Source organism: Flavobacterium sp. CR10, from assembly GCF_055814415.1.
The window spans coordinates 4675169-4698679 of record NZ_CP185985.1; the positions used below are offsets into that span (position 1 = coordinate 4675169).

19 protein-coding genes, 1 tRNA gene and 1 pseudogene are annotated in these 23511 nt (G+C 34.4%); 5 read left to right on the forward strand and 16 right to left on the reverse strand.

The annotated features are described in order from the left end of the window. Positions 1–78: 78 nt before the first annotated feature. The 6 genes from ACNRYB_RS19575 to ACNRYB_RS19600 form a co-directional block, all read right to left on the reverse strand. Positions 79–2097: a glycoside hydrolase family 97 protein gene (locus ACNRYB_RS19575; protein WP_473728427.1), complete on the reverse strand. Its 2019-nt coding sequence runs from the start codon at positions 2095–2097 to the stop codon at positions 79–81. A gap of 25 nt (positions 2098–2122) precedes the next feature. Beyond that, positions 2123–3367: a glycoside hydrolase family 99 protein gene (locus ACNRYB_RS19580; RefSeq protein WP_473728428.1), complete on the reverse strand. Its 1245-nt coding sequence runs from the start codon at positions 3365–3367 to the stop codon at positions 2123–2125. Between the two features lie 265 nt (positions 3368–3632). Continuing rightward, positions 3633–5144, reverse strand: a complete 1512-nt coding sequence (locus ACNRYB_RS19585; RefSeq protein ID WP_343706649.1) for a RagB/SusD family nutrient uptake outer membrane protein — start codon at positions 5142–5144, stop codon at positions 3633–3635. Between the two features lie 28 nt (positions 5145–5172). Next, positions 5173–8172 (reverse strand): SusC/RagA family TonB-linked outer membrane protein, encoded by a 3000-nt coding sequence (locus tag ACNRYB_RS19590; RefSeq protein WP_242502556.1) that lies wholly within the window; start codon positions 8170–8172, stop codon positions 5173–5175. Positions 8173–8200: 28 nt separating this feature from the next. After that, positions 8201–9283 (reverse strand): hypothetical protein, encoded by a 1083-nt coding sequence (locus ACNRYB_RS19595; protein WP_129747714.1) that lies wholly within the window; start codon positions 9281–9283, stop codon positions 8201–8203. Between the two features lie 8 nt (positions 9284–9291). Continuing rightward, on the reverse strand, positions 9292–9813 hold the full coding sequence (locus ACNRYB_RS19600; protein ID WP_129747713.1) for a DUF5004 domain-containing protein: 522 nt from the start codon (positions 9811–9813) through the stop codon (positions 9292–9294). Between the two features lie 482 nt (positions 9814–10295). On the opposite strand from ACNRYB_RS19600, the gene ACNRYB_RS19605 reads away from it, so the two are divergent. Beyond that, on the forward strand, positions 10296–11894 hold the full coding sequence (locus ACNRYB_RS19605) for a DUF6377 domain-containing protein (protein WP_129747712.1): 1599 nt from the start codon (positions 10296–10298) through the stop codon (positions 11892–11894). 153 nt (positions 11895–12047) lie between these two features. Here ACNRYB_RS19605 and ACNRYB_RS19610 read toward each other — a convergent pair whose 3' ends face one another. The 9 genes from ACNRYB_RS19610 to ACNRYB_RS19650 form a co-directional block, all read right to left on the reverse strand. After that, positions 12048–13271 carry a sterol desaturase family protein gene (locus ACNRYB_RS19610; protein ID WP_129747711.1) on the reverse strand — a complete coding sequence of 408 codons (1224 nt, stop codon included), beginning with the start codon at positions 13269–13271 and terminating at the stop codon, positions 12048–12050. Positions 13272–13401: 130 nt separating this feature from the next. After that, complete coding sequence (locus tag ACNRYB_RS19615) at positions 13402–14688, reverse strand: Glu/Leu/Phe/Val family dehydrogenase (protein WP_207214075.1); 1287 nt, start codon at positions 14686–14688, stop codon at positions 13402–13404. A 449-nt stretch (positions 14689–15137) separates the two neighbouring features. After that, complete coding sequence (locus tag ACNRYB_RS19620; RefSeq protein WP_129747710.1) at positions 15138–15992, reverse strand: DMT family transporter; 855 nt, start codon at positions 15990–15992, stop codon at positions 15138–15140. 306 nt (positions 15993–16298) lie between these two features. Further along, positions 16299–17762: a magnesium chelatase gene (locus tag ACNRYB_RS19625; protein WP_473728429.1), complete on the reverse strand. Its 1464-nt coding sequence runs from the start codon at positions 17760–17762 to the stop codon at positions 16299–16301. A gap of 167 nt (positions 17763–17929) precedes the next feature. Beyond that, positions 17930–19048: a vWA domain-containing protein gene (locus ACNRYB_RS19630; RefSeq protein ID WP_008467804.1), complete on the reverse strand. Its 1119-nt coding sequence runs from the start codon at positions 19046–19048 to the stop codon at positions 17930–17932. Between the two features lie 106 nt (positions 19049–19154). After that, positions 19155–19553, reverse strand: coding sequence for a YchJ family protein (locus tag ACNRYB_RS19635; protein WP_473728430.1), 399 nt, complete (start codon positions 19551–19553; stop codon positions 19155–19157). Beyond that, positions 19525–19758, reverse strand: coding sequence for a hypothetical protein (locus ACNRYB_RS19640; protein ID WP_008467808.1), 234 nt, complete (start codon positions 19756–19758; stop codon positions 19525–19527). The genes ACNRYB_RS19635 and ACNRYB_RS19640 overlap by 29 nt, the downstream gene beginning before the upstream one ends. Positions 19759–19872: 114 nt before the next feature. Further along, positions 19873–20013 (reverse strand): hypothetical protein, encoded by a 141-nt coding sequence (locus ACNRYB_RS19645; RefSeq protein WP_473728431.1) that lies wholly within the window; start codon positions 20011–20013, stop codon positions 19873–19875. Continuing rightward, positions 20013–20555 (reverse strand): hypothetical protein, encoded by a 543-nt coding sequence (locus ACNRYB_RS19650; RefSeq protein WP_473728432.1) that lies wholly within the window; start codon positions 20553–20555, stop codon positions 20013–20015. The genes ACNRYB_RS19645 and ACNRYB_RS19650 overlap by 1 nt, the downstream gene beginning before the upstream one ends. Before the next feature lie 87 nt (positions 20556–20642). On the opposite strand from ACNRYB_RS19650, the gene ACNRYB_RS19655 reads away from it, so the two are divergent. The 4 genes and pseudogenes from ACNRYB_RS19655 to ACNRYB_RS19670 form a co-directional block, all read left to right on the forward strand. Continuing rightward, positions 20643–20888 (forward strand): hypothetical protein, encoded by a 246-nt coding sequence (locus tag ACNRYB_RS19655; protein WP_129747706.1) that lies wholly within the window; start codon positions 20643–20645, stop codon positions 20886–20888. A gap of 374 nt (positions 20889–21262) precedes the next feature. Beyond that, positions 21263–21703, forward strand: a complete 441-nt coding sequence (locus ACNRYB_RS19660) for a KTSC domain-containing protein (protein WP_129747705.1) — start codon at positions 21263–21265, stop codon at positions 21701–21703. Positions 21704–21965: 262 nt separating this feature from the next. After that, positions 21966–22727, forward strand: a complete 762-nt coding sequence (locus ACNRYB_RS19665) for a DUF4369 domain-containing protein (protein ID WP_473728433.1) — start codon at positions 21966–21968, stop codon at positions 22725–22727. 18 nt (positions 22728–22745) lie between these two features. Further along, positions 22746–23132, forward strand: a pseudogene (locus tag ACNRYB_RS19670) (TlpA family protein disulfide reductase); the annotation flags it as partial. A 220-nt stretch (positions 23133–23352) separates the two neighbouring features. Here ACNRYB_RS19670 and ACNRYB_RS19675 read toward each other — a convergent pair. Then, a tRNA-Tyr gene (locus ACNRYB_RS19675) sits at positions 23353–23433 on the reverse strand. Positions 23434–23511: the final 78 nt, after the last annotated feature.

A 23511-nucleotide genomic window follows, 5' to 3' on the forward strand; every position in this document is an offset into this window, starting at 1 on the left:
AACTTAACTCAAAATAAAACTTTATGCTCAGAAACTTAGATTCTCAGCATCTTAGAAACTTAGAATCTTAAAAAAAAACTATTTTTCGATTGGAGAAAATTTTACTGCTGTTCCTCCACCAGCTGCCAATTTGATATCTAAAACAGTTTTGCTGTTTACTTTTTGTTTAGAGATTGTAACTGGATATGGATTAGTTTTATAATTTGCTCCAGGTCCATCAGCGTAGATTTCTGCTTCGTATTCTTTATTCTTATCTAAAAATGACAATGCAACTTTTAAGTCTCTTGCATTTCTGTTTGTGATTGATCCTAAATACCAATTTTTCTCATCCCAATCTTTGCGGGCAATTGTAGTATATTCTCCAATTTTAGAATCTAAAACTTTAGTATCCGACCAAGTGCAAGGAACATCTTTTACAAACTGAAATTCTGGTTTTCCTTCATAATTTTCAGGCAAGTCTGAAGCCATTTGCAATGGGCTGAAAATAATCACATACAATGCCAATTGATTTGCTAAAGTAGTCTGCACTTTTGCTCCAGATGGCGTTTTGTAATCAAAATTGAAATTTCCTGGCGTGTAATCAAATGGTCCAGAAAGCATTCTTGTAAAAGGTAGAGTTGTTAAATGCTCTGGTGTATTTCCTCCGTCTACAGACCATGCATTATATTCTTGTCCGCGTCCGCCTTCTTGCGACATAAAGTTTGGATAGGTACGTTGCAAACCAGTTCCTTTCATTGGTTCATGGTTATCAATCATGATGTGATATTTCGCCGCAGTTTCAATTACTTTTCTGTAATGACGCGCTCCGTATTGGCTGTCATGCCATTCTTTTTTGTCTAAAAATTTGTTTACATAACCCGTTTTAACCGAATTCACTCCCATTTTCTGATACAGTTTAAAAGCATCTTCCAATTGGTTTTCGTAATTTTTGGTTGCTCCTGCAGTTTCATGATGTCCAATTAATCGAACATTTTTCATTGCTGCATATTTTGTGATTTCTTCCAAATTAAAATCTGGATAGGCCTTTACAAAACTAAACGCAGAACCGTCCGCTGTCCAGTCGCCGTCCCAGCCTTCATTCCAGCCTTCTACTAGAACTCCGTCAAAACCATTTTTCGCAGCAAAATCAATATATTCTTTTGTATTCTTGGTTGTTGCGCCATGTTTTGGACCTTGTCCCCAAGTGTATTTTTCTAAATGCATTCCCCACCAAATTCCGATGTATTTTGATGGCGTGATCCAAGATAAATCTTCAATTTTTGAAGGTTCGTTTAGATTTAGCATAATAGTTGAAGTCGCTACTTCTCCAGGATTTTTCCCGACAACAATTGTTCTCCAAGGCGTTTTAAAAGGTGTTTCGGCATATACTTTTACACCATCAGCCCACGGCACTAAATCACTTTTGTATTGTTTGTCTGTAGTTTTTAAAAGCGTCATTGAAGCAAAATCTGTCAAGTTAGCTTCGTGAATGGCTACATATAATTTATCTTTGGTTTCAAAAGTGGCAGGCGTATTAATCGTGTCGGTTTTACTCATTAACGTTTTGCGATATTCGCTTTCGTAATAACTGTTTTCGCGATGAACTGGAATCCACCAAACTTCGTTATTATCTTTAAAAGTAAATTGCGTTACTTCGTTAGAGATTTTCACTTTTCCTAAATGAGGCTGTTTTGGAAATTCATAGCGAAATCCGACACCATCATCAAAAACCCTAAAAATGATATCAACTAGACGCTCTTCACCTTTTGCTTCTTTTAAGTGAACAATCAGTTCGTTATGATGATCTCTTACTTTTTTGAATTCGCCCCAAGGTTGTTCCCAAGTTTCATCTGCCGATTTTTCTTCTGTAGAAATGACTTCAAAACCGTCTGTCATTTTTGCTAATCCTTGAAATTCAAATCCCATAAGAGACGGTTCAATAACCGATTTTCCGTTAGAAGAAAAACTGTATTGCGGTTGTCCGGAAGGCGTTAATTCAAAGGTTAATTCAGATATTTTTTCAGGAGAACTGATTTTATACGTTTTTTTAGTACTGCAGGCCATAATAAGCATTGATGCAAAAGCCACAAGACAGTATCTATATTTTCTGTTTTTCATTATTTAAATTGTATTAATTACAGCTCTATTTTATTTCGCTTATTACTTGTTTTGCTTTTGCTGGCTGCATCGAAACAAAATAATTAAACGCTTGGTCAAGTTTTTTCTGGATTTCGACATTTCCTTTTTTCTGTACGCGTAAATCATACAATTTGCTGATGTCTGGAAATACGCTTTCTGTGTTTTTTACGCCAGAGAAAGTTTTTATTTTTTCGATAAAAGAATAGCCAAATTCAACTGTTGGTTCAATCATGGTTCCTTCTCCGAAATCATTCCAAGTAATCAGCTGCAGGTAATTCATATTGGCATTTTTAGCTAAAGCAAGCGTTTCATCAAGCGTCGCTCCGTTATTATGTTCGATAGTCCAACCAATCGCTGCTCCACCTCCGCCGGCAGCATAAAAATCTTTAAAACCTGGATAAGCACTTCCCATTGCCACGCCCAATTTTGGTTTTGTATTGGTATAAAAATTCGTCAAATAGCTGTTATCTTTATATACCCATGCATATTCGCCAGAAGCATTTTCTCCTGCCATCGATGAATGATCCCAAAGTGTTAGGAAAGTCGGTTTTGTAGTCAAGGCATTAAAGACATTTGTCCATTCTGCTGGAGTCTGTAACACGATTGGGCCAAAATTCATTAACAGCGGTTTCCCATTAATCTTGATATAATTAGCATCAGGGAAATAATTCTTTTCTACATAAGCCAAATCTGTTTTTGCTGCACCGGTTACCGAAATTGCTTTTCCTGCATTGACAACATTCGTCAAGAATCGATCTTCGTATACAATGGCATATTCTAAACCTACTTTGTCAAGCATTTCAATAAGCTGATCTGTATTTTCTTTGACCATTCTATAATCGTTTACATCGTAAGTTCCATACCAGTCGATCAAAATTCCATCAATTCCTGAATATTTCATCAATAGCAAATGATTTTCAATCACATTTTTATCGCCTGAGTGATAAGGTCCAATCAGCGGATAATAATACGATGCGATTTCTCTTCGGCCGTTTGCTCCTACGTTGTTCGGATTTTTGTTTGCCATTGTCCAATGATATCCCCATTTTTTATCGGCACTGCTTTCGTTGGTTTCAAACCACGGCATATAATGCATATAAATCTTGGTGCTGTTGGTTTTCTCAATCGCAACAGGCGCTGTTTTTTCTGGTTCTACAGGTTTATCTGAGCCTTTGTCATCGCTACTGCATCCAGCAACCATCACAATGCTTATCAAACCCAAAACCAACGATGTGATATATCTTTTCATATTGAGATACTATTTTATTTATACTTAATAATTTAAACACATAGAAACATAGCTTTTTGAAACTTAGAAAAAGGCGTTTCACTCACATAAATACACATAGCTATGTGTTAGAAACTAGTTCCTTTCCTTTTCTTTATTACACATAAAAACCTATGTTTCTATGTGTTAAATATATTTTAAGCACTGTCGATCTATTTAATGCAACGTTTAAAAACATGTCAGCCTTCCACGACTAACCAACATGGAAGACTGACATTCTAGTAACCTAATTTGGATACCCAGGATTTTGTTTTAGATTTTTATTGGTAGTTAAAACAGTACTCGGAATTGGGAAAATTGCTCTGTATTTCTCAGTCGTACCTTTTGACCACCATGGCTGGAAGAACGTTCCGAAACGGATATTGTCTGTTCTTCTTCTTCCTTCAAATGTGAATTCTTTCAGTAATTCTTGATCTATAAACGCCAAGTCAATAGTTGCTGGGACTTCTTCGCCTGCACGAGATGCTACTTGCTGTACAAATGGTCTAGCTAAATCTGGCGATCCTAAACGAACATAACATTCTGCCTGCATCATCAGGATTTCTGCATAACGAATCAGTACAAAATCGTGATCACGCTCCCATTGTTCTCCTGCTTTCATTTCGTATTTATGCAAGCGAACTCCTTCATTCTCTTTTGCATCTTCTAAACTTGTTAGATTCTCAGTATAGGTTAATGGTTCTCCGTTGTCCATCATAATTACAGATCCTGTCGCAAGATTGATCTGATCTCCTTCAAGCATACATTTCTTTCTTTTGTCTGTATCTGCAAAAGCTGAGTAAACTCCAGGCTGCGCGCACATTCCGTTTGCACTCCAAGGATAATTGTTTGGTATTGCAGAAATTGCAAGTTTTTGATTGTAGTGGCAAGACATTGAGTTCATATAATTTCCAACTGTTCCTGCTTTTGAATCGTAAGGAATAGCAAAAATAATTTCTGGAGAAGTCTGGTTTTCTGTCACAAAATTATCGAAGAAATCTGGCGTTAAGCTATATCCTGTTACCTTTTGGCACATATTGATACAATCTTGCCAACGTGGCTGACCTATAAATGCCTCTGAATTAAGATATAATCTAGCTAAAACAGAGTATGCTACGTTTCTAGTAAATTTAGAATACACCACATTTGGATTTAAATACGGAATAGCATCTGTTAATTCCTTTTCAACGAAATCATACACTTGTTTTCTTGTTGAATTTGTCGGAAGATCTGTGTCTTCAAAATTGGTTACAATTGGCACATTTCCGAACAAATCTAAAAGATTGTAGTAGTAATAGGCTCTAAGCGCTTTTAATTCGGCAAAAATCGGCGCTTTTGCTTTATCTGACAAAGATGATTTATTGATCTGATAAATAATCGCGTTGATTTTAGCAATTCCAGTATAGTTATATCGCCAAGCCGAAAGAATCATTCTATTATCTGATTTCCAAGTATGTTTTTGAGCTTCTTGATATTGCCCTCCGTCGTACCAGTTTGTACCTCTTGTCGGAATTGTAGCTTCGTCTGAAACTACCTCATTCAAAAAGAAAACATATTCGCAAGTTGGAAAATTATTTGAGATTGCATCGGAGAATCCTCTTAACGAAGAATAAGCTCCACCTACCAGCGCATCAATTTCTTTGGTTGTATTTCCAAAATTTCCGTCTTCTACCTGATCATACAACTGCTCGTTCAAATCAGTACATGATACCGTAAAAAGCATGCTTAAAAGTATGGCTGCTGTTATTTTGATTTTCATTTTTAATATTTTATGGTTATCAATTCGCTTAGTTATTCAGCGTAAAATTTAGTCCAACAGAAATTGTAGTTGGTCGAGGATAATTGTTGTATTTATCGATACCAGGAGCTGCCAATCCAGTTTGATCCACACCATCCTGAGCATTTAAACCAATCTCTGGATCTACACCTTTGTAACCTGTAATTACAAATAAGTTTTCTCCCATTACATACATTCTAAATTTAGATTTTTTGTATTTCAATGGTAAAGTATAACCAAATGTCAAAGTCTGAAGTCTAAAGAAAGATGCGTCTTCAATCCAATAATCAGAATACTTAGGAGCAGAAGTAATACCGCTACTTAAGAAAGAATCTGGCACATTAAAAGCTGGTAATCTGTTCGGGTCGTTTAACATCATGTTTGTAGCATTTAAAGCTTTTTGCCCAAACATTCCGTATCCAGAAAATCCAAGATCAAAATTTCCATAAGTAAAATTCATTCCGATACCTAAAGTCAAATCTGGCTGAATGTTACCTAAATCTGTTTTGTCTGCATCAACCAAAGCACTTTCATCCACAACTTGTCCTGCTGCATTGTAATACTGAATTTTTCCATTAGCATCCAAACCTGCATTTTTGAATCCCCAGAAAGTTCCAACAGGATATCCCTCTGCAATAATTTGAGAATATTGTCCAGACATACCTGCTAAACCATGAAGAGATCCGCTGTAGATAACATCTGTTTTATAAGTTGGGTTAGAAAGCTTTTCGATTTTCTGAACGTTGTGTCCAAGAGTTAAATTAGCATTCCAATTGAATTTATCTCCTCTGATAATGTCAGCATTCAAAGTTAATTCTACCCCTTTGTTTGACATTTCACCAACGTTTGCCAACATTGTTCCTACTAAATACGGTGGCTGAGGCACTTCGTAAGTATATAATAAATCTTTTGTTGTTTTAGAATACCATTCGAAAGATCCTGTAATTCTGTTGAAAAGTCCAAAATCGAAACCAATATTAACTTGTTCTGTAGATTCCCATTTCAAGTCAGGATTCGGATTTTGTTTTGGAGAATAAGCCAAACTCCAAGTTTTTGTAACTGGATCGTAGTAACTATCGTTTCCAACTCCCAAAATAGAAAGCGATTTGTACTCACCAATTCCGTCCTGATTTCCTGTAACTCCGTAACCTACTCTAAGTTTTAAATTATCCAACCATCCTTTTGAAGATTCCATAAATTCTTCATTAGAAATTCTCCACGCAGCAGAAGCAGATGGAAAAGTTCCCCATTTATTGTTTTCACCAAAACGGCTAGATCCGTCACGTCTTACAGTTGCTGTCAATAAATATTTGCCATCGTAACCATAGTTAGCACGAGCATAGAAAGAAACTAAATTTGATTTTCCTTTGTATGAATACACATCACTCAAACGGTAATTGTAACCAGCTCCTAAATTGTTATAGCTGAAAGCATCTGTTACAAATCCGCCTCTTTGCGCTCCAAAACCTTCGTAGATATTTTCAAGGTAAGAATAACCGGCTAGAGCACTAATGTTATGTTTGTCTATCACTTTGCTGTAGTTTACATAAAGTTCACCTTGTGCATTAGTATATTCTGCGTAAGTTCTTTGAGCAAAACCACCTTCAGTCTGTCCTTCCATAACCGCATAAGATGGTTTGTAAGTGCCTCCTTTTACAGCATTATGTTCTAACGAAATATTCGCTGTAGCAGTAAAGTCATTCAAGAATTTTACATCTGTTTTAAAGTAACCTAAAAGTCTGTGTCTTTCGTTGTCAAAAGTTCTGTTGGTTAAAATCTCAACTGGATTATCGTAGATATTTCCTGTTACCAAACTAAAATTTCCATTTGCATCATAAACTGGAATTGTTGGGTTTAAATTATAAGCTCTTTCAAAAATTCTGTAATCAATTGGGTGCCATTTGTCAATGTTTGCAAATAATCCCATATCAAATTTCACTTCTTTGTTGTCGCCAAGAAATTGATAAGCGCTAACATTTCCGCTTAATCTTTCTAAACCAGATTTTTTAATAACCCCTTCATTATTTAAATAAGAAAGCGAAGTTCTAAAACCGCTATCCGCTTTTCCAGAGTTGATACTTAAAGTATGTGACTGAGAAATTGCAGTCTGCTCTATTGCCTTTTGCCAGTTTGTATTTGCTCCATAATCTACGGCATCTGCAATTTGATTCTGACGAACATATCCTCTCCATTGATTTGCCGATAATAAATCTAAGTTATCATTTACATAACCTACCCCAGTTTGTCCGTTGTATACAACAGAAACCCCTTTTGTTCCAGATTTTGTGGTAATCATGATTACCCCATTTGCTCCACGAGAACCGTAAATTGCCGTTGCCGAAGCATCTTTAAGAACATCAATCGATTTAATATCTGAAGGTTGAACCACGTTAATATCAACTCCAGCAATTCCATCCACAACGATTAACGGACTATTGCTTGCAGTTAGGGAAGTTCCTCCACGAAGACGGATTGTAGAACCCGCTGCAGGATCTCCAGAAGGACGAATAATATTTAATCCCGCTACTTTTCCTTGTAAAACCTGTTCTGTAGAACCGATAGTTCCTTTTACTAAATCATCTGCTCCAACAGTTGAAATTGCTCCCGTTAAATCTGATTTTTTTACTTTTCCGTAACCTACAGAAACAACTTGCACTTCGGCTAAAGTATAGCCATCATTTTGCAGACGCACTTCAAGATTTGAAGTGTTTCCTGTAATTTGAATTTTTTGTGTTGTCGATCCGATAAACGAAACTTCGATTGCACCTCCTACGGCTACCTGAAGGCTGAATTTACCATCAAAATCTGTAGTAGTTCCGTTTTTTGTTCCTACTTCAATGATAGAAGCTCCCGGCAATACCGTACCTGTATTGTCATAAACGGTTCCTGAGATTTGTTTTTTCGTCTGCGCGAAAGTGCTAACAGAAAGAAAAAGCATAAAAATCATCAATACCGCTGCTTTAGCAGTCCACATTTGATGCAGGACGCTTTTTGTATTTTTACTATTCATTAGAATTGGTGTTTTAATTTAATAGTGATTATTTATCTAAAGTTTTAAGCGGAATTGTCGTATCCGAAATCGTTTTGTCCTTGTTGTCTTTTACCAAAACGTGGATTTCACTTAAATTTGGAACTCCGTTTAGTTCTGAAACTAAATTGACAAAACCTTTAATTTCTGCAGTTCCTCCAGTAAACTCACCAGAAATTGTTTTTGGTCCAGCTGTAATCGTGTAGATCAATTTGTTTACACCTACCTCATTATTTTTTCTTGACATTCCAAGAAAATCTTTTTGGCTGATTTGCGATGGAAAAAAAGCAAAACTTGGCGGCGGCGGCGGAATAAATTCTCCTGCATAAATAACCTGATCGCCAGAATTTGCTGTCCAATTCTCTGCAACCATTAGAAAATTTATCTTTTCCATTACAAAATCATCTGGAGCATTGAAGTACTGCTTCGGAACAAAATCCATTTTATAAAAACCGTTGCCTAGATCTTTCAATTTTGTTTTTTCGGCAATTTCTGGTTTAGCAGCTTCGTACATCTGCTGAATAGCCCAGTCATTCAAACCACCATGCATGTGCACACTTGGAGTACCAGCAAATGCAGGATTAAGATTTGCATTAAATACGATACTTACTGGTTTATCAATTAATGGTTTTGATGGATATGATCTAAATAATTCACCAGAAGTGTAAAAAGATGAAAAATCAGTATATGGCACATTGGCAACATCACTTTGTTTAGATCCATTTTTATTTTTTAAACGAAACCAAAATCCGGCACTTGCAGCAATTTCGTCTGGAGTTTTAGAAAAATAAGCTGTCGGAGTCAGCGTAAAGCTCCAAATTTTGTTTCCTTCATATTTCAATTTTGCAAAGTCAGAAGAGTTTTCCCAGTGTCCAGCGTCTGGCTCAGATGGAGACCAAATCCAGATATATAAATCTTCCGTTTCTGCAAATGTCGATGCCGACATATCAAAGTACCATGTAACTTTTTCATCATATTTGTATACAACAGGAAATGATGATATTGGCCCTACAGCTCCAGCGGCTTCTTGTGCCTGAATAAAATTAGGAGCCATCAATAAGGCAAGTAAAACTGTATATATAAACTTTTTCATATTACTTTTTAATTAATAGCATTTAATTTAAACACATAAGACACAAAATCTACACCTCCAGAAGCATGTGTCAATTGGATCTGCATTTCTTTGGTTTTACCAGGAACCGAAACCAATCTCAATTCATCTGTTTTCTGCGTTTTTTGAGCATCGCTGTACAAATAGATTTTTGTTCCAACTCCATTGGTTTGCTGAAAATCTGAGCTTAGCGCCCAATATCCTTTAGGAGCAAATAACGGAGGCACATCTCCAGTTACTTCATAACTTGTTGGATTGTTCTTTTCATCTACGTTAAATTTGATTTTAAAATCTTCGTAGTTAAAGTAAGTACTCAAGTTTTCTTCGTTTGGTTCGATCTTATTTGCTTTCGCAACTTCATCAACCATTTTCAGATTTGTTAATCCCCAATTTCCATTTACTTTTTCATAAAGGGTAATCGGATCTACGTAGCTTCCGTCATCTGTGTTATCGCATCCTATCGCAAAAAAACACATCATAAAAGCTAGCCAATAAAGACTTTTACATTTCATAAATTTTTGGTTTTCGTTAGTTTGTTATCCCCTTCAAAAGGATACAGCGAAACTAGCCGTTAAATAAATCCTAAAAAAAAAATCTGAGAAAAATCAAGATAAAATTCGAACAATGCAAAACATAAAGCACTGATAATAAACAAATTAAATTTTTCAACATAAGTAAAAAATCAAGACGCTGTTTAGATGAAAATCAGGTGTTTTTTAATGGTAAAAATGACAATATGTAAAATAATAAGCATATTTTTTTCACTATGCATATATATAACTGGTTTTTATTGTATAATTGCAAATAATTTACCTGTTTTTAACATATATAGCTTATTTTCAGTCAGAAAATCCCCTTCTAAAGCAATGTTTTTAAACAACTTACAAGATTCTAGAAAAACAGGTTTAGCTTAATCTCAAACTTATTCTTAATTTTAAAACGAATTAACTAACCATATCTATCAACCAACTTTTCCCTAAACCAAAACAAAATCATGCAAAGAATATTGATGCTGCTTTTCTTCCTGGCAGGTTTTTCTCTTACTGCGAAAGAGACAAATCCTTATTTGGAAGAATTAGATCAGGTGCTCTTGAAAAAAGATATCTACCTGAAACAGAAATATCGAAAAATCGAATCTTTAAAGAAAAATGTATCTAAGTTTACCCTTAGTCAGAATAATGAAGAACTGTACAACTGTTATATGTCTTTGTTTGATGAATACAAATCTTTTAAATATGACTCTGCGTATTACTATTTAGAGCAATCCAAAATCAAAGCTAAAATTCTAAAAGATCCAAAGTATTTGTCTAAAAGCCGAATAAAAGAAGGTTTTGTGCTTCTGTCTTCTGGCCTTTTTAAAGAAGCCATTGATACCCTAAATGTGATTGATGATACCAAATTGGATCTCAAAAACAAATTTGAGTATTACAACATCAAAGCTCGTGCTTATTATGATTTAGCCGATTACAACCGTGATCAGCGTTTTAATATTCATTATGTACAGCAAGGAAATCATTTCTTAAAAAAAGCTTTAGAATTAATCGGAACCAATACCAATGAATATTGGGCGGCCGAAAGTTTAAAACGTCTGAAACAGCAAGATTGGCGAGGCGCTGAATTTGCGTTCAGCTATTGGATTAACAACTATAATCTGCCTCCAGATTATTACGGAATTGCCACTTCGAGTCTCGGTTACATTTATTCTGAACGCGGATATACTAAAAAAGCCATCCAATATTTGGCTCTTGCTGCCATTGCCGATGTTAAAAATGCTACGAAAGAAACCGTTGCGCTTCGAAATTTAGCCAATGAACTTTTTAAAATGGGTTATTTGGATAAAGCAAACGAATACATCAATATTGCAATGGATGATGCTACTTTTTATAATGCAAGACATCGAAAAATTGAGATTTCGTCGATTTTGCCGATTATAGAAAAAGCACAGTTGAATAATGTAAAAGACAAGAATGATAAACTGGAAAAGATTATTATTCTTCTAACGATTCTTACAGTTATCATTTTTGTTTTCCTCGGCATCATTTTCAAACAATTAAAAGAGAAAAATAAAGCCAGAAAAATCATGGCCGATTCTTATTTGCAATTGCAGGAAATGAATGTGAGTTTGAGTGAAGCCAATGCCATTAAAGAAGAATATATTACGTATTTTATCAAAGCAACTTCGGCTTTCATCAATAAAATAGATCATATTCAGAAAAGCACACTGCATAAAATCATCACCAAAAAAACAGATGAAGTTATTGCGAGTTTAAAGCGCTATAATGTAAAAGAAGAGCGCGAAAATCTGTTTCATCAATTTGACGAAATCTTCTTGAAACTGTTCCCAACATTTGTAATCGATTTCAATAATTTATTCCCAAACGATCATAAATGTATTGTCAAAAAAGGTGAATTGCTGAATACTGAATTACGAATTTTTGCTTTGTATAGATTAGGAATTCAAGACAGTAGTCAAATGGCAGAATTTCTAGAACTTTCTGTAGCTACCATTTATACATACAAAACCAGAATTAAAAGTAAATCTGATTTTAAAGACACTTTTGAACAGAAGATTATGGAAATTAAGACAATCTAAGTTGCTAAGGTTCTAAGATGCTGAGATGCTAAGTTTTTTTTAGCCACGAATTCACGAATTTTTATTTAAAATGATACGTGAAATTTGTACGCAACAATTACGCGAATAGATATTAAAAAATAATTTGTGAATTCGTGGCGGAAAAAAAAAAAATTACTCCGCAGGTTCCAACTGCAAAATGGTATTTTGATAAATCTTACTTAGCGAAAATAACTGCTCAGCAAAAATCATTACAGCAATCGGAACAAAGAAAAATGCGATTAAATCTTCTTCATATAGAAAATAAGTCGAAATCATAGCTAAACGGGTATATTCGAGATAATAAATCCATTTGCGCTGTTCTAATAAAGCACCGCAATTGATTAAAGTGATGATTACCAAAGAAAGCACAAACACTTTGTCATACAATTCCAAATAATCAAAATAATAGGTAAAAACCGTTAGAATCAAAGTACAGATTCCTAATTGTATATAAAGGTAATTTTTAAATCGAAGCCTCTGATTTGGAGCTGCTTTATCTTGCAGAAAACGTTTCTCTAGAATCGGACGAATATCTTGATCCATATCGGCTGGACTTCCAAAAACAGCATTCCATCTGGCTTTAAATCCACTGGAGCGTTTCCATAATTCGTAGATTTCGAAATAATAATGAAAATGCTGCCACAAGAAACTATAGCTTTTTAGCGGATGCGTTAATCCGTATTTTGGTTTTTCTTCTTCGGTTTGAAAAGTTCCAAAAAGACGGTCCCAAAAAGTGAACATGTCTCCATAATTTTTATCTAGATATTTTTCGTCAGAAGCATGATGCACTCCGTGAACAGAAGGCGTTACAAAAACATATTCTAGCCATTTTATTTTACCAATAAGCTGTGTATGTGTGAAGAAAGAATAAGCTCCATGAACAATCAGCATCGTGATTACCATACTTGGATGGAAACCAATTAAAGGCAAAACACACCAAAATCCTGTCCTAATAATCGCTTGAAAAGTAGTAATTCTGGCCGCAGCCGTAAAATTAAATTCTTCGCTATGATGATGCACAATATGCGCAGCCCAAAAAAAATTGACTTCATGCCCTAATCTATGATACCAATACCAAACGAAATCTGTAGCAAGAATTAAGGCGAACCAAACTAAGGCATTACTCGGAATCTCAAATATTCTATAATCGTCATAAATCAAATAATACAGCTGATAAAAGCTGGCCGCAACAAATAGGTTAATCAAACGTTCTGCAATTCCGATTGAGATATTGGAAACGGAACTTTCATAGTTAAAAATTTCAGGCTTTTTTCTGCGTTGGGCAAGCTTATATTCTAAAAACAAAAAAAGAAAAAAGGCCGGCATAGCAAATGCTAGAAAATTGATGTTTTTCATTTAATATGATACTTTTCGATTCTAAAAATTATATTTAACAGCTCAAACGAAAAAGACACTTCCATCAATTGCGTTTTAGCAGACAAAAAACGCAATCAACGAAAATGATCTTTTACGAAGTAAACCTGATTTAATTCTGCTTAAACAAAGGAGCTTCCAAAGCGACTTCTTTAACTGATTGTGTTTCGGCTACTTTTTTCAAAGCAATAATATAAGCAGCAATACGAGGCGTTACATTGTGTTTTACTGCCACTCTAAAAACAGTTTCAAAACCTTTCTCTAATATGTCCTCCAGACGTTTATTTATCTGATGGATTCTCCAAGACTCCAAAAGCGAATTCTGAAGCCATTCGAAATAAGAAACGGTAACACCGCCTGCATTGGCTAAAATATCAGGAACAACTAATATATTTTTATCATGCAAAATCTGATCTGCATCTGAAGCAATTGGACCATTGGCGCCTTCAACAATAATTCTGGCTTGAATATCGCCTGCATTTTTCTGTGTAATAACATCTTCTTTCGCAGCTGGTATTAAAACATCAACATCTAAAAGCAACAAATCTTCGTGTTTTATAGCAACTGAATTTGGATATCCTTTTATGGTTTTGTTATTCAAATTGTAATACAAAATCAGTTCTGGAATATTAATCCCGTTCGGATTATAAAATGCTTCTGAAACGTCGCTCACAGCTACAATTTTTACGCCTTTTTCATGCAGAAATAAAGCAGAATGCAAACCAACATTTCCAAATCCTTGAATCGCTGCTGTAGCTCTTGCCGGTCTGATTTTTAATTTTTGAAGCGCCAAAATCGTAATAATACTAACGCCTCTTCCCGTTGCTTCTACTCTACCTAAAGATCCTCCCGAATGAAGATGTTTTCCTGTTACAACTGCATGAATTGGTCTTCCGTGCAGTATTGAAAACTCATCCATCAGCCATCCCATTTCGTCTGGACCTGTTCCCATATCTGGTGCGGGAACATCTTTTTCTGGTCCGAAAATATCAGCTAAAGCTTTGGTATAAGCTCTTGTAATTTTTTCTAATTCAGTTTTAGAATGGTTTCTAGGATCGCAAATAATGCCGCCTTTTGCTCCACCAAATGGAATTCCGGTTACAGCAGATTTCCAGGTCATCCAGGCGGCAAGTGCTTTTACTTCGTCCAAATTAACAGCAGTATCATAACGAATTCCGCCTTTTGAAGGGCCTAAAGCCGTATTGTGAATTACACGGTATCCTTCAAAGTTTTGAACGTTTCCGTTATCTAATGTAATGGAAAAGTTTACCGTAATTTGTTTTTCAGGGCGCTGTAGTTTTTGTTTAATTGAATCATCTAAATTCAAAATATCTGCAGCGATATTAAAGCGATCAATCATAGATTGAAACGGATTCTGTTTTATAATTTCTGAGCTCATACTATATAGTTTTTAGGTTTGGGTTATTTTTTATGTTTATCAACCTTCTCTCTGAAGATTGTATCTATTTTATGCTGTCCATTTAGATGCAACACGGAATCTTGATTAAGCAACGGCGCATCAAAATTTTCATATTTCTGTTGGTTCTCATATCTTGATTTTTTAACGATTCAAAAAAAAGCCTTTCATGGTGCAATGAAAGGCTAAAAAAAAAATAACTAACAAGTACTTTCTCTATTAACGCCATTTCAAAACGTGATTCATCATGCAGCACATCGCAAAGCAGCATGGAAAAGACGTTCTTATATTTTGACTATAGTTTTTCATTGTTGAGACAAAGCTACAAAAATATATTTATAAATTCTATAGAATTAGTAGAGTTAATTTAAATCAATTTCAATTTACTTACAAAAACAACTGTAAACTAAAGGGTTATGAACTAAAAAAAATTACTGCAATTGCGATAAAAATATGAAAACAACTGCTATAAGAGCCAAAAACAATCCCAAAATATTGATTTTGGATAGCTTTTCTTTGAAGAAAAAAGCGCCAATAAGAGTTCCTAAAATAATTACTCCCATATTCATTCCCGCAAAAACAGTTGATGGATTTTCTGCAAATGCTTTATGTGCTTTTAAGTAGAATAATATATTTCCGAAGTTGAAAATTCCAACCAATATTCCGAAAGGAATGCTTTTTAAAACAAAACTTTCTTTTGTTATAAACAGTTTATACAGCACTATTAAAATAGAAACGGCAAAAGCAATTAAGAAAACAAAAAATAAAGACGTTGTATAAGGAACAACAGTATATAAAGCTATTTTCTTAAAAAGAATATCTATAATTCCAAAACCAAGTAAAACCGTTGCTGGATAAATCCATTTGTTTTCTGCGTTGTCTGATGGCTTTTTTAAGATGAATAAAAGTGCTGCAAAACCAACTAAAACTCCAATAACTTTATAAGTATTAAATCCTTCATTAAACAATAGCCAAGCTGCCAAAATCGGAATAAACAATGATAATCGTTGTGCAGCATCTGTCTTTGCAATTCCCATAAATTTTATTGAAAGTGCCAGAAACAGAAATAATATTGGAAGCAAAACCCCAACAGAAGTATAAATTTCTAATGGTGCATTATCATCTAACTCTTTAAGATTTGGACTAAAAGTAAAATAGCAAAGTGCAATTGCAGCTACATAATTGAATGAAATTATTTGAGAAGGATTAGCATTATACTTTCTTGAAATTTTGAATATAACGCCAACTGTAACGCTGCAAAGAATGCTTAAAATAAGAAATAACATAAATTAATATTTGGATTGTAAAAATACAGCATTAGTAATGAAAAAGATTCAGCCGGTTTTGAAAAACACGATAGACCAGATTAAAATTATTCTTCAAACACATAGAGTCACTCCTACTTGTCTTCCTGAGCGAAGTCGAAGGACGCAAGTAGCTCCTTACAACATTTCGCCAATCTTTGTTGAGTTTCTAGCGTATCCTTCGACTTCGCTCAGGAAGACAAACAGCAATGAAGATATGTGTTAAAAAAAACAAACCCAACAGACTTCATATATCTGTCGGGTTTAACTTTATTCTTAAATATCGTTTTAGAATTTACTAATATAACTTCCGTAAATATCTCTAAACTGATTGCCTTTTGCAAAACGGTCTTTACTCAGCTTTCTGTATTCTACCAATCCCCAAAGAATGAATTCTTTCATAAAATAAACATCTTCTTTTGCCAATTGAGGCTGATATTTTTTTAATAATTCATCTAACGGCGCTACTTCATCCAAAATGCTTTTATATTCCTTGTCTGAAGCATCATCCAATAATTCGAAACCGCTTTCGGCGAAAAACCATTCTACCACATCAGAGTATGGCGTTTTTTCGTCTGGTTTTTCCAATTTTTCGATTTTAGGAAAATATTCAGGGAATAATGTTCGAATAGCAGAACCAATTAGGCTTTCGGCTACAACATTGGCTCCCTCCTGCTCTCCTTCGTAAACCAATTCTACTTTTCCTGTAATAGCTGGAATGATTCCAATGAAGTCTGATAAACGTAAAGTCGTTTTATCAGCTCCAGAAATTAAAGCACGACGTTCTGCAGTACTTATTAAATTCTCGAAAGCCGTAATGCTCATTCGCGCACTAACTCCACTTTTATTGTCAATGTATTCGCTTTCGCGTGCTTCAAAACTAATTTGCTCTAAAATATCTCTAGCCAAACTCGGAACGTAAACAACATCTGTTTGGTTTTTATCTAATTTGGATTCTTGTTCTGTAATTGTTCTAGCAATTTCGATACTTTCTGGATAATGCGTCAGAATTTGTGAACCAATTCTATCTTTTAGAGGCGTTACAATGCTTCCTCTATTGGTATAATCTTCTGGATTCGCAGTGAAAACGAATTGCATATCTAGAGGCATTCTCAATTTAAATCCTCTAATCTGAATATCGCCTTCCTGCAGAATATTAAATAATGCTACTTGAATTCTGGCTTGCAAATCTGGCAATTCGTTAATTACAAAAATACAGCGATTCGCTCTAGGAATCATTCCGAAGTGTATTACGCGATCGTCTGCATACGATAATTTTAAATTTGCCGCTTTTATCGGATCGACATCTCCAATTAAATCAGCAACAGTTACATCTGGAGTTGCCAGTTTTTCGAAGAAACGTTCACTTCTGTGCAGCCATGCAATTGGCGTTTCATCTCCTTTTTCTGCAATTAAATCCTTTGCAAAACGAGAAATCGGATTTAATGGATCGTCATTGATTTCTGAACCTTCCACAAACGGAATGTATTCATCCAATAATTCGACCATTTTACGAGCCAAACGCGTTTTTGCCTGTCCGCGAAGTCCTAGTAAATTGATGTTATGGCGAGATAGAATTGCTCTTTCCAATTCTGGAATTACGGTATTTTCGAATCCGTGAACACCTTCAAAAACAGGTTTTCCCGATTTGATTTTGTCGCGTAGATTATTTCGCAATTCATCTTTAATGCTTGTACTTTTATATCCAGCGGCTTTTAACTGACCTAATGTCTTTATAGTATTTATTTCCATTGTGTTGAAATATAGATTTTGTTATTTATTGATTTGGCGCGCTTCGACTCCGCTCAGCGTGACAATTGTTGTGTTAGGTACACTACGTTGCGTCTCTACAATATACGCAACGTATATTCAGGCGCAAAGAAACCTTAGCATCTTAGCATCTTAGAACCTTAGCAACTCTATTTAATCCTCTTCTTCCTATTCGCTTCATAATCCTCAAAAATCATTTCACCCAAACCTTTAATTCCGGTATAAAATGCTTTTCCTTGATTGGCTTCTGTAAACTGATTCACAAAACGCTGCAAATACGGATCTCTCGCAATCATAAAAGTAGTAATCGGAATGTGTAATTTTCTTGCCTGTTGCGCCTGAGTATAACATTTATCGACAATGTATTCATCCAAACCATTACTATTCATATAATAAGAACCATCACGTTCGCGAACGCAACTTGGTTTTCCGTCTGTGATCATAAAAATCTGTTTGTTGGTATTTCGCTTTCTTCGCAAAATATCCATCGCCAATTGCAAACCAGCAACTGTATTAGTATGATAAGGTCCAACTTGCAAATACGGTAAATCTTTAATTGGAATTGTCCACGCATCATTGCCAAAAACCAAAATGTCCAATGTATCTTTTGGATATCTTGTTGTGATTAACTCAGCCAACGCCATGGCAACTTTTTTCGCAGGAGTAATTCGGTCTTCGCCATACAAAATCATACTGTGGCTAATATCGATCATTAGAACCGTACTCATTTGCGCTTTGTACTGCGCATCTTCTACGATCAAATCGTTTTCGGTAAGCATAAAACTTTCGACACCGTTATTTACCTGAGCATTTCGAAGACTTTCCGTTAATGAGATTCTCTCTAAACTGTCTCCAAAATTATATTCGCGGAATTCCCCTGTGTGCTCATCGCCACTCCCAGCATATTTTGTTTTATGATTTCCGTTTCCAGACTTTTTCAAGTTTCCAAAAATCTGATCCAAAGCTTGCTGTCTGATTGCTCTTTCAGTTTTTGCCGTAATGCCAAAACCAGAACTTCCATCGCCTTTTACTTCATCTCTGATGTATCCTTTTTTCTTAAGGTCTTCGATAAAATCATCAATAGTATAGTTCTCGTCGGTAAGTTTGTATTCTTTATCCAGTTCCCGAAGCCAGTTGATGGCTTCATCAAAATCGCCCGAAGTATGGGTGATCAACTCTTTAAAAATCGTAAAAAGTTTGTCAAACGGAGACTGAAAAGGAGCTTCGTAAGTCTTAAAATAAAAGCCTTTTTTAAATTCGTTTTTCATAAATCTAAAATTACATCTTTTTGGAATTATGAAAAACGAATCGTTTATTAATTTTTAGTTAAAATATTTAATCAAAAATCTCAACTAACAGTGTTAGATATAATAATTATTCAAACTTTCCGTCCAAATAATACCAAGCACCATTTTCGAATTTAAAAGCAGAAAATTCATAATGAACTTGCGGTTTATTATCTGAATCTAAAAAATAAGCTTTGAATTCTACGGTGTTTTCAGTAAAACTCAAAATCTCCAATTTCTGCCATTTATTAGAAACTGCCCATCTTAAAATTTCAGATTTCGAATAATATTTTCTTTCTGAGATATAAGTGGTTTCCATTAAATATTCAGCGTTATGTGTCGCATACGCCGAATATCTGGAACGCATCAAAGCTAAAGCTGAAGGTGCTTTTTGATTGCCATTGAGATACAATCCGCAGCAATCTTCAAAAAGCAATCCTGTATCGCAAAAACATTTTTTATTCTCCATCGACTGGTTCTTCTCCATTAATTTTTACATGAAGTTGATTAAGCAAAACCTGATAACGAGTGATCTCTCTAACTTCTTCATCTTCTTCAGCAAAATCAATCATTTCGTCCAATGTTTCGCTTACTTCCAATAATTTGTTGTTTGCTTCTCTATCGTTTTTCGCAGCAATCAAATCAATGATTTCCTGTACGTTTGCTTTTAGGTTTTCGAATTTTGAATTCATTTGTTTTTTGTTTTTAGCCACGAATTACACAAATTAGCACGAATTTAAATATGCATTGAACACAGATTTTAAATAAAATTCGTGCTAATTCGTGTTATTCGTGGCAACTTATATTTACTCTTTGCTTTCGTTGAATTTCTTTATGATTTCCTTTAATTTTTCTTTTCTGGAAATTTCAGCCTGTTTTGCTTTTGCCTGGGCTTTATGCAATTTATCGTTGTGTTTTTTAATGTTCCTATCGTTATTACGTCCCATTACACTTCTCTTTTAATTTGTTCTAACGTTTTTTCAGTAAAAATCAATTCGTTGATAAGCTGTTTTCGCAAATCATCAATATCATCATAATCAAAATGTTTTGCCCAATTGGTCAACTGCTGTAGGTTTCTAATCTGTTTTAATCTTTTTGCAGTTTCAGCACTTGTTCTTAAAATCGCTTTTCCATCATACTGAGGATTATTTTTATGCTGATAATTGGCTAGATTTTTTTCGAAATCGGCTTCAATATAATACAGTTTTTCCGTTGCATTGTCTGGATAAAATTCTGTCCATTTTGCAAAACCAATTTTTGTCTTTGATTCTGTTTCGGGATCACGTGCGACCAAGCGCCATTTACTATTTGCAAGTCTTCCCCAATGATTAGAAACTCGATACATTCCTTCTTCAGTATAATAATAGGAACTTCCTGCTTTACTTTCAAATTGTTTCTTTAAACCTTTAATGGCTTCAGGAAACACCTCATTGAATGCACAAAAAGTATTTTTAAAAGAATTAGGATGTGGCTTAAAATTTTTCTGCATGCTGCAAATATACTTAGATTACGGCGAACTCCCTAAAACAAACCTAAATTGCTTACCTTTGCCCTTTTAATTCAAAACAAAAAAATCATGTCTAAAGATACAGAACAAAAAATGCCACAAAAAGGAGTTTTTACCGGCATTATCGAAAAAGATGAAAATAATAATTATTTCTGCGGAGAATATCTTTTAGACTATAAAATGGTTCAAGCCAAATTTAAAGAGGGCGATTGGATTACTATAAAATCGGTTATCGAAAATCCAAGTGACATGAGCTATGATAAATATCCTAAAAAATCAAGAAACTTTGACAAGGCCAATCATAAGCCAGAATAAATTTATAGTTTCAAGTTTTTGTTGGAACGTGTAATTTTTAACGCAAAGTACGCTAAGTTTATGTTTTTCTGAGTGTTATGAATTGAGAATATTTAAGTTCGCAAAGCTTTGTGTAGACATAGCTTTGCGAACTTTTCATTTTAATGAATCTCAAAAAAATCTTTGCGTGCTTTGCGTAAACCTTAGCGTGCTTTGCGGTAAAAAAAAAAAAATCTCGCGTACTTTGCTGTTAAATAAACTTACCGTTAACTTTTTTCAATATTTTTTCGATCAAAACTAAAAAGTTAAAAAAAAGTGTACCTTTGCAAAAAATTTGTCGATTTGAACTAAAAAAGAACGATTTCAAACTAATAGACAAGTAGTTACCTTTATTTATGAAAAAAATAGTTGAATACCGCAAGTTACTAAACGTAGACAAAACTGCAGAATTAAAAGATTTAAAAACAATTTATCGTAATGCGATGAAAGAATCTCATCCTGATAAATTTGTTGGAAATGAAGCTGGTTTAAAAGAAGCAGAAGAAAAAAGTAAAACGATTATCGAAGCTTACCACTTTTTAGTAAGTATTCACCCTGATACTATCAAACTTAATTTACCTGAATACACAGAAACAATTTCAACTTGTTCTATTACAGATTTTAAATTTGTTGAAGGTCGTTTAATTATTGATTTTTCTAACGGAAGTGTTTACGAATACATCAGTGTTCCTAAAGCAACTTACGTGAAAATGGTAAATGCTGATTCTCCTGCAAGATTTGCTAAAAGACATATTTTAAATGCTTTTACTTGGAGAAAGAAAACAAATCAAGAATAGTTTTACAACACTATATTTTACAAAAAAGCACTCAATAAAACGAGTGCTTTTTTTATGCCTAAAATTTAAAAAATTGAATAGTACACTCCCAAATATGTTCCACATTAAGAGTTTTTCATCAAATCAAGCCAACAAACATACTGATTTCATGGGTTTTAAACCTAAAAAAACTATAACAAAATTTTAGGTTACAAAATTCTGTATGTTTTATATTTTTAGATACTTTTGTCACACAAATCAATTAACTAATTAATTTTTTATAATGAAAAAAATACTTTTTGTACTTACAGCTTCTGCGGCTATCATTTCTTGCAGCAAAGTTAAAGATGGAGAATACCTTATTACAGGTACTGCTACAGGAATTGAAAACGGAAAAACTATCATCTTACAAGGTCAGGACCCTGCTACAAGAATGCCAGTTTCTCTTGATACAGTAAAAGTTGAAAACGGAAAATTTGAAATAAAAGGAAAAGTTACAGAACCAGCTTTCCATACATTAATTTTACAAGGTGCTAATGGTCCTATTCCATTCATTCTTGAAACTGGAGAAATTAATATTGCTATTGATAAAGATAGTATCCACAAATCTAAAATCTCTGGAACTTACAACAACGACGAGTATTTTGCTTTCATGGAAGAAATGAATAAAACTCAAAAAAGTTTAATTGATTTCCAAAAAAAGAATAACGAAAAAATGAAGCAAGCTCAACAAGCACAAGATACAGCAGTTATCAATGGCTTGATGAAACAATACATGGAAATTCAGAAAGAAGTACAAGAAAGCAGCAAAAAGAAATATTTAACTTATGCTGAAGGTCACCCTAAATCTTTCATTACAGCTTTAATAATCCAAAGTTTATTGAATGATCCAACAGCTGACATGAAAAAACTAGAAGGACTTTACAATGGTTTGGATGAGTCTTTAAAGAATACTGCTCCTGGAAAAGAAATCAAAACTAGATTTGGACAAGCAAAAATGCCATCTGTTGGAGCTACAGCTGCACCAGTAGGCAGCGCTAAATGAAGAGCAGATTTTTCGGCTCCTAATCCAGAAGGAAAAGTAGTTTCGCTTAAAGAAAGCTTAGGCAAAGTTACTATTGTCGATTTCTGGGCTTCATGGTGCGGACCATGCAGACAAGAAAATCCTCATGTTGTAGCTCTATATAAAGAGTTTCATTCAAAAGGATTAAATATTGTTGGAGTATCTTTAGATAAAGATGCGGCAAAATGGAAAGAAGCTATTGCAAAAGACGGTCTAACTTGGACTCATGTTTCTAATTTAAAATTTTGGGAAGAGCCAATCGCTAAACAATACAATGTTGAAGCTATTCCAGCAACTTTTATACTTGATGCATCAGGAAAAGTTGTAGCTCAGGACTTAAGAGGTGCTGAACTTAAAGCAAAAATCCAAGAATTGCTAGCTAAATAATTCTACATTTAAAATAAGACAAAAAAATCTCCCTAGTGGAGATTTTTTTTGTCTTATGACAATGGCAATTTAGTAGTAAGATTTCATTACAAGGAAAGATAACTCGTCCTAAAAGAATGATAAAATTGAAACGAATGATATTTCAATTTTAATAAATCAGATTCTACATATCATTAAAAATATGGCATAAAAAAAGTCCTAATCAAAGATTAGGACCTTGTGGGGAGAGCAGGATTCGAACCTGCGAAGTTTTCACAGCAGATTTACAGTCTGCCCTCGTTGGCCGCTTGAGTATCTCCCCGACTCTCTAGCGTTGCGCTTAGTTGTTCTAAGCGGTTGCAAAGATAGGAACGTTTTCTACATTTCCAAACAAAAAAAC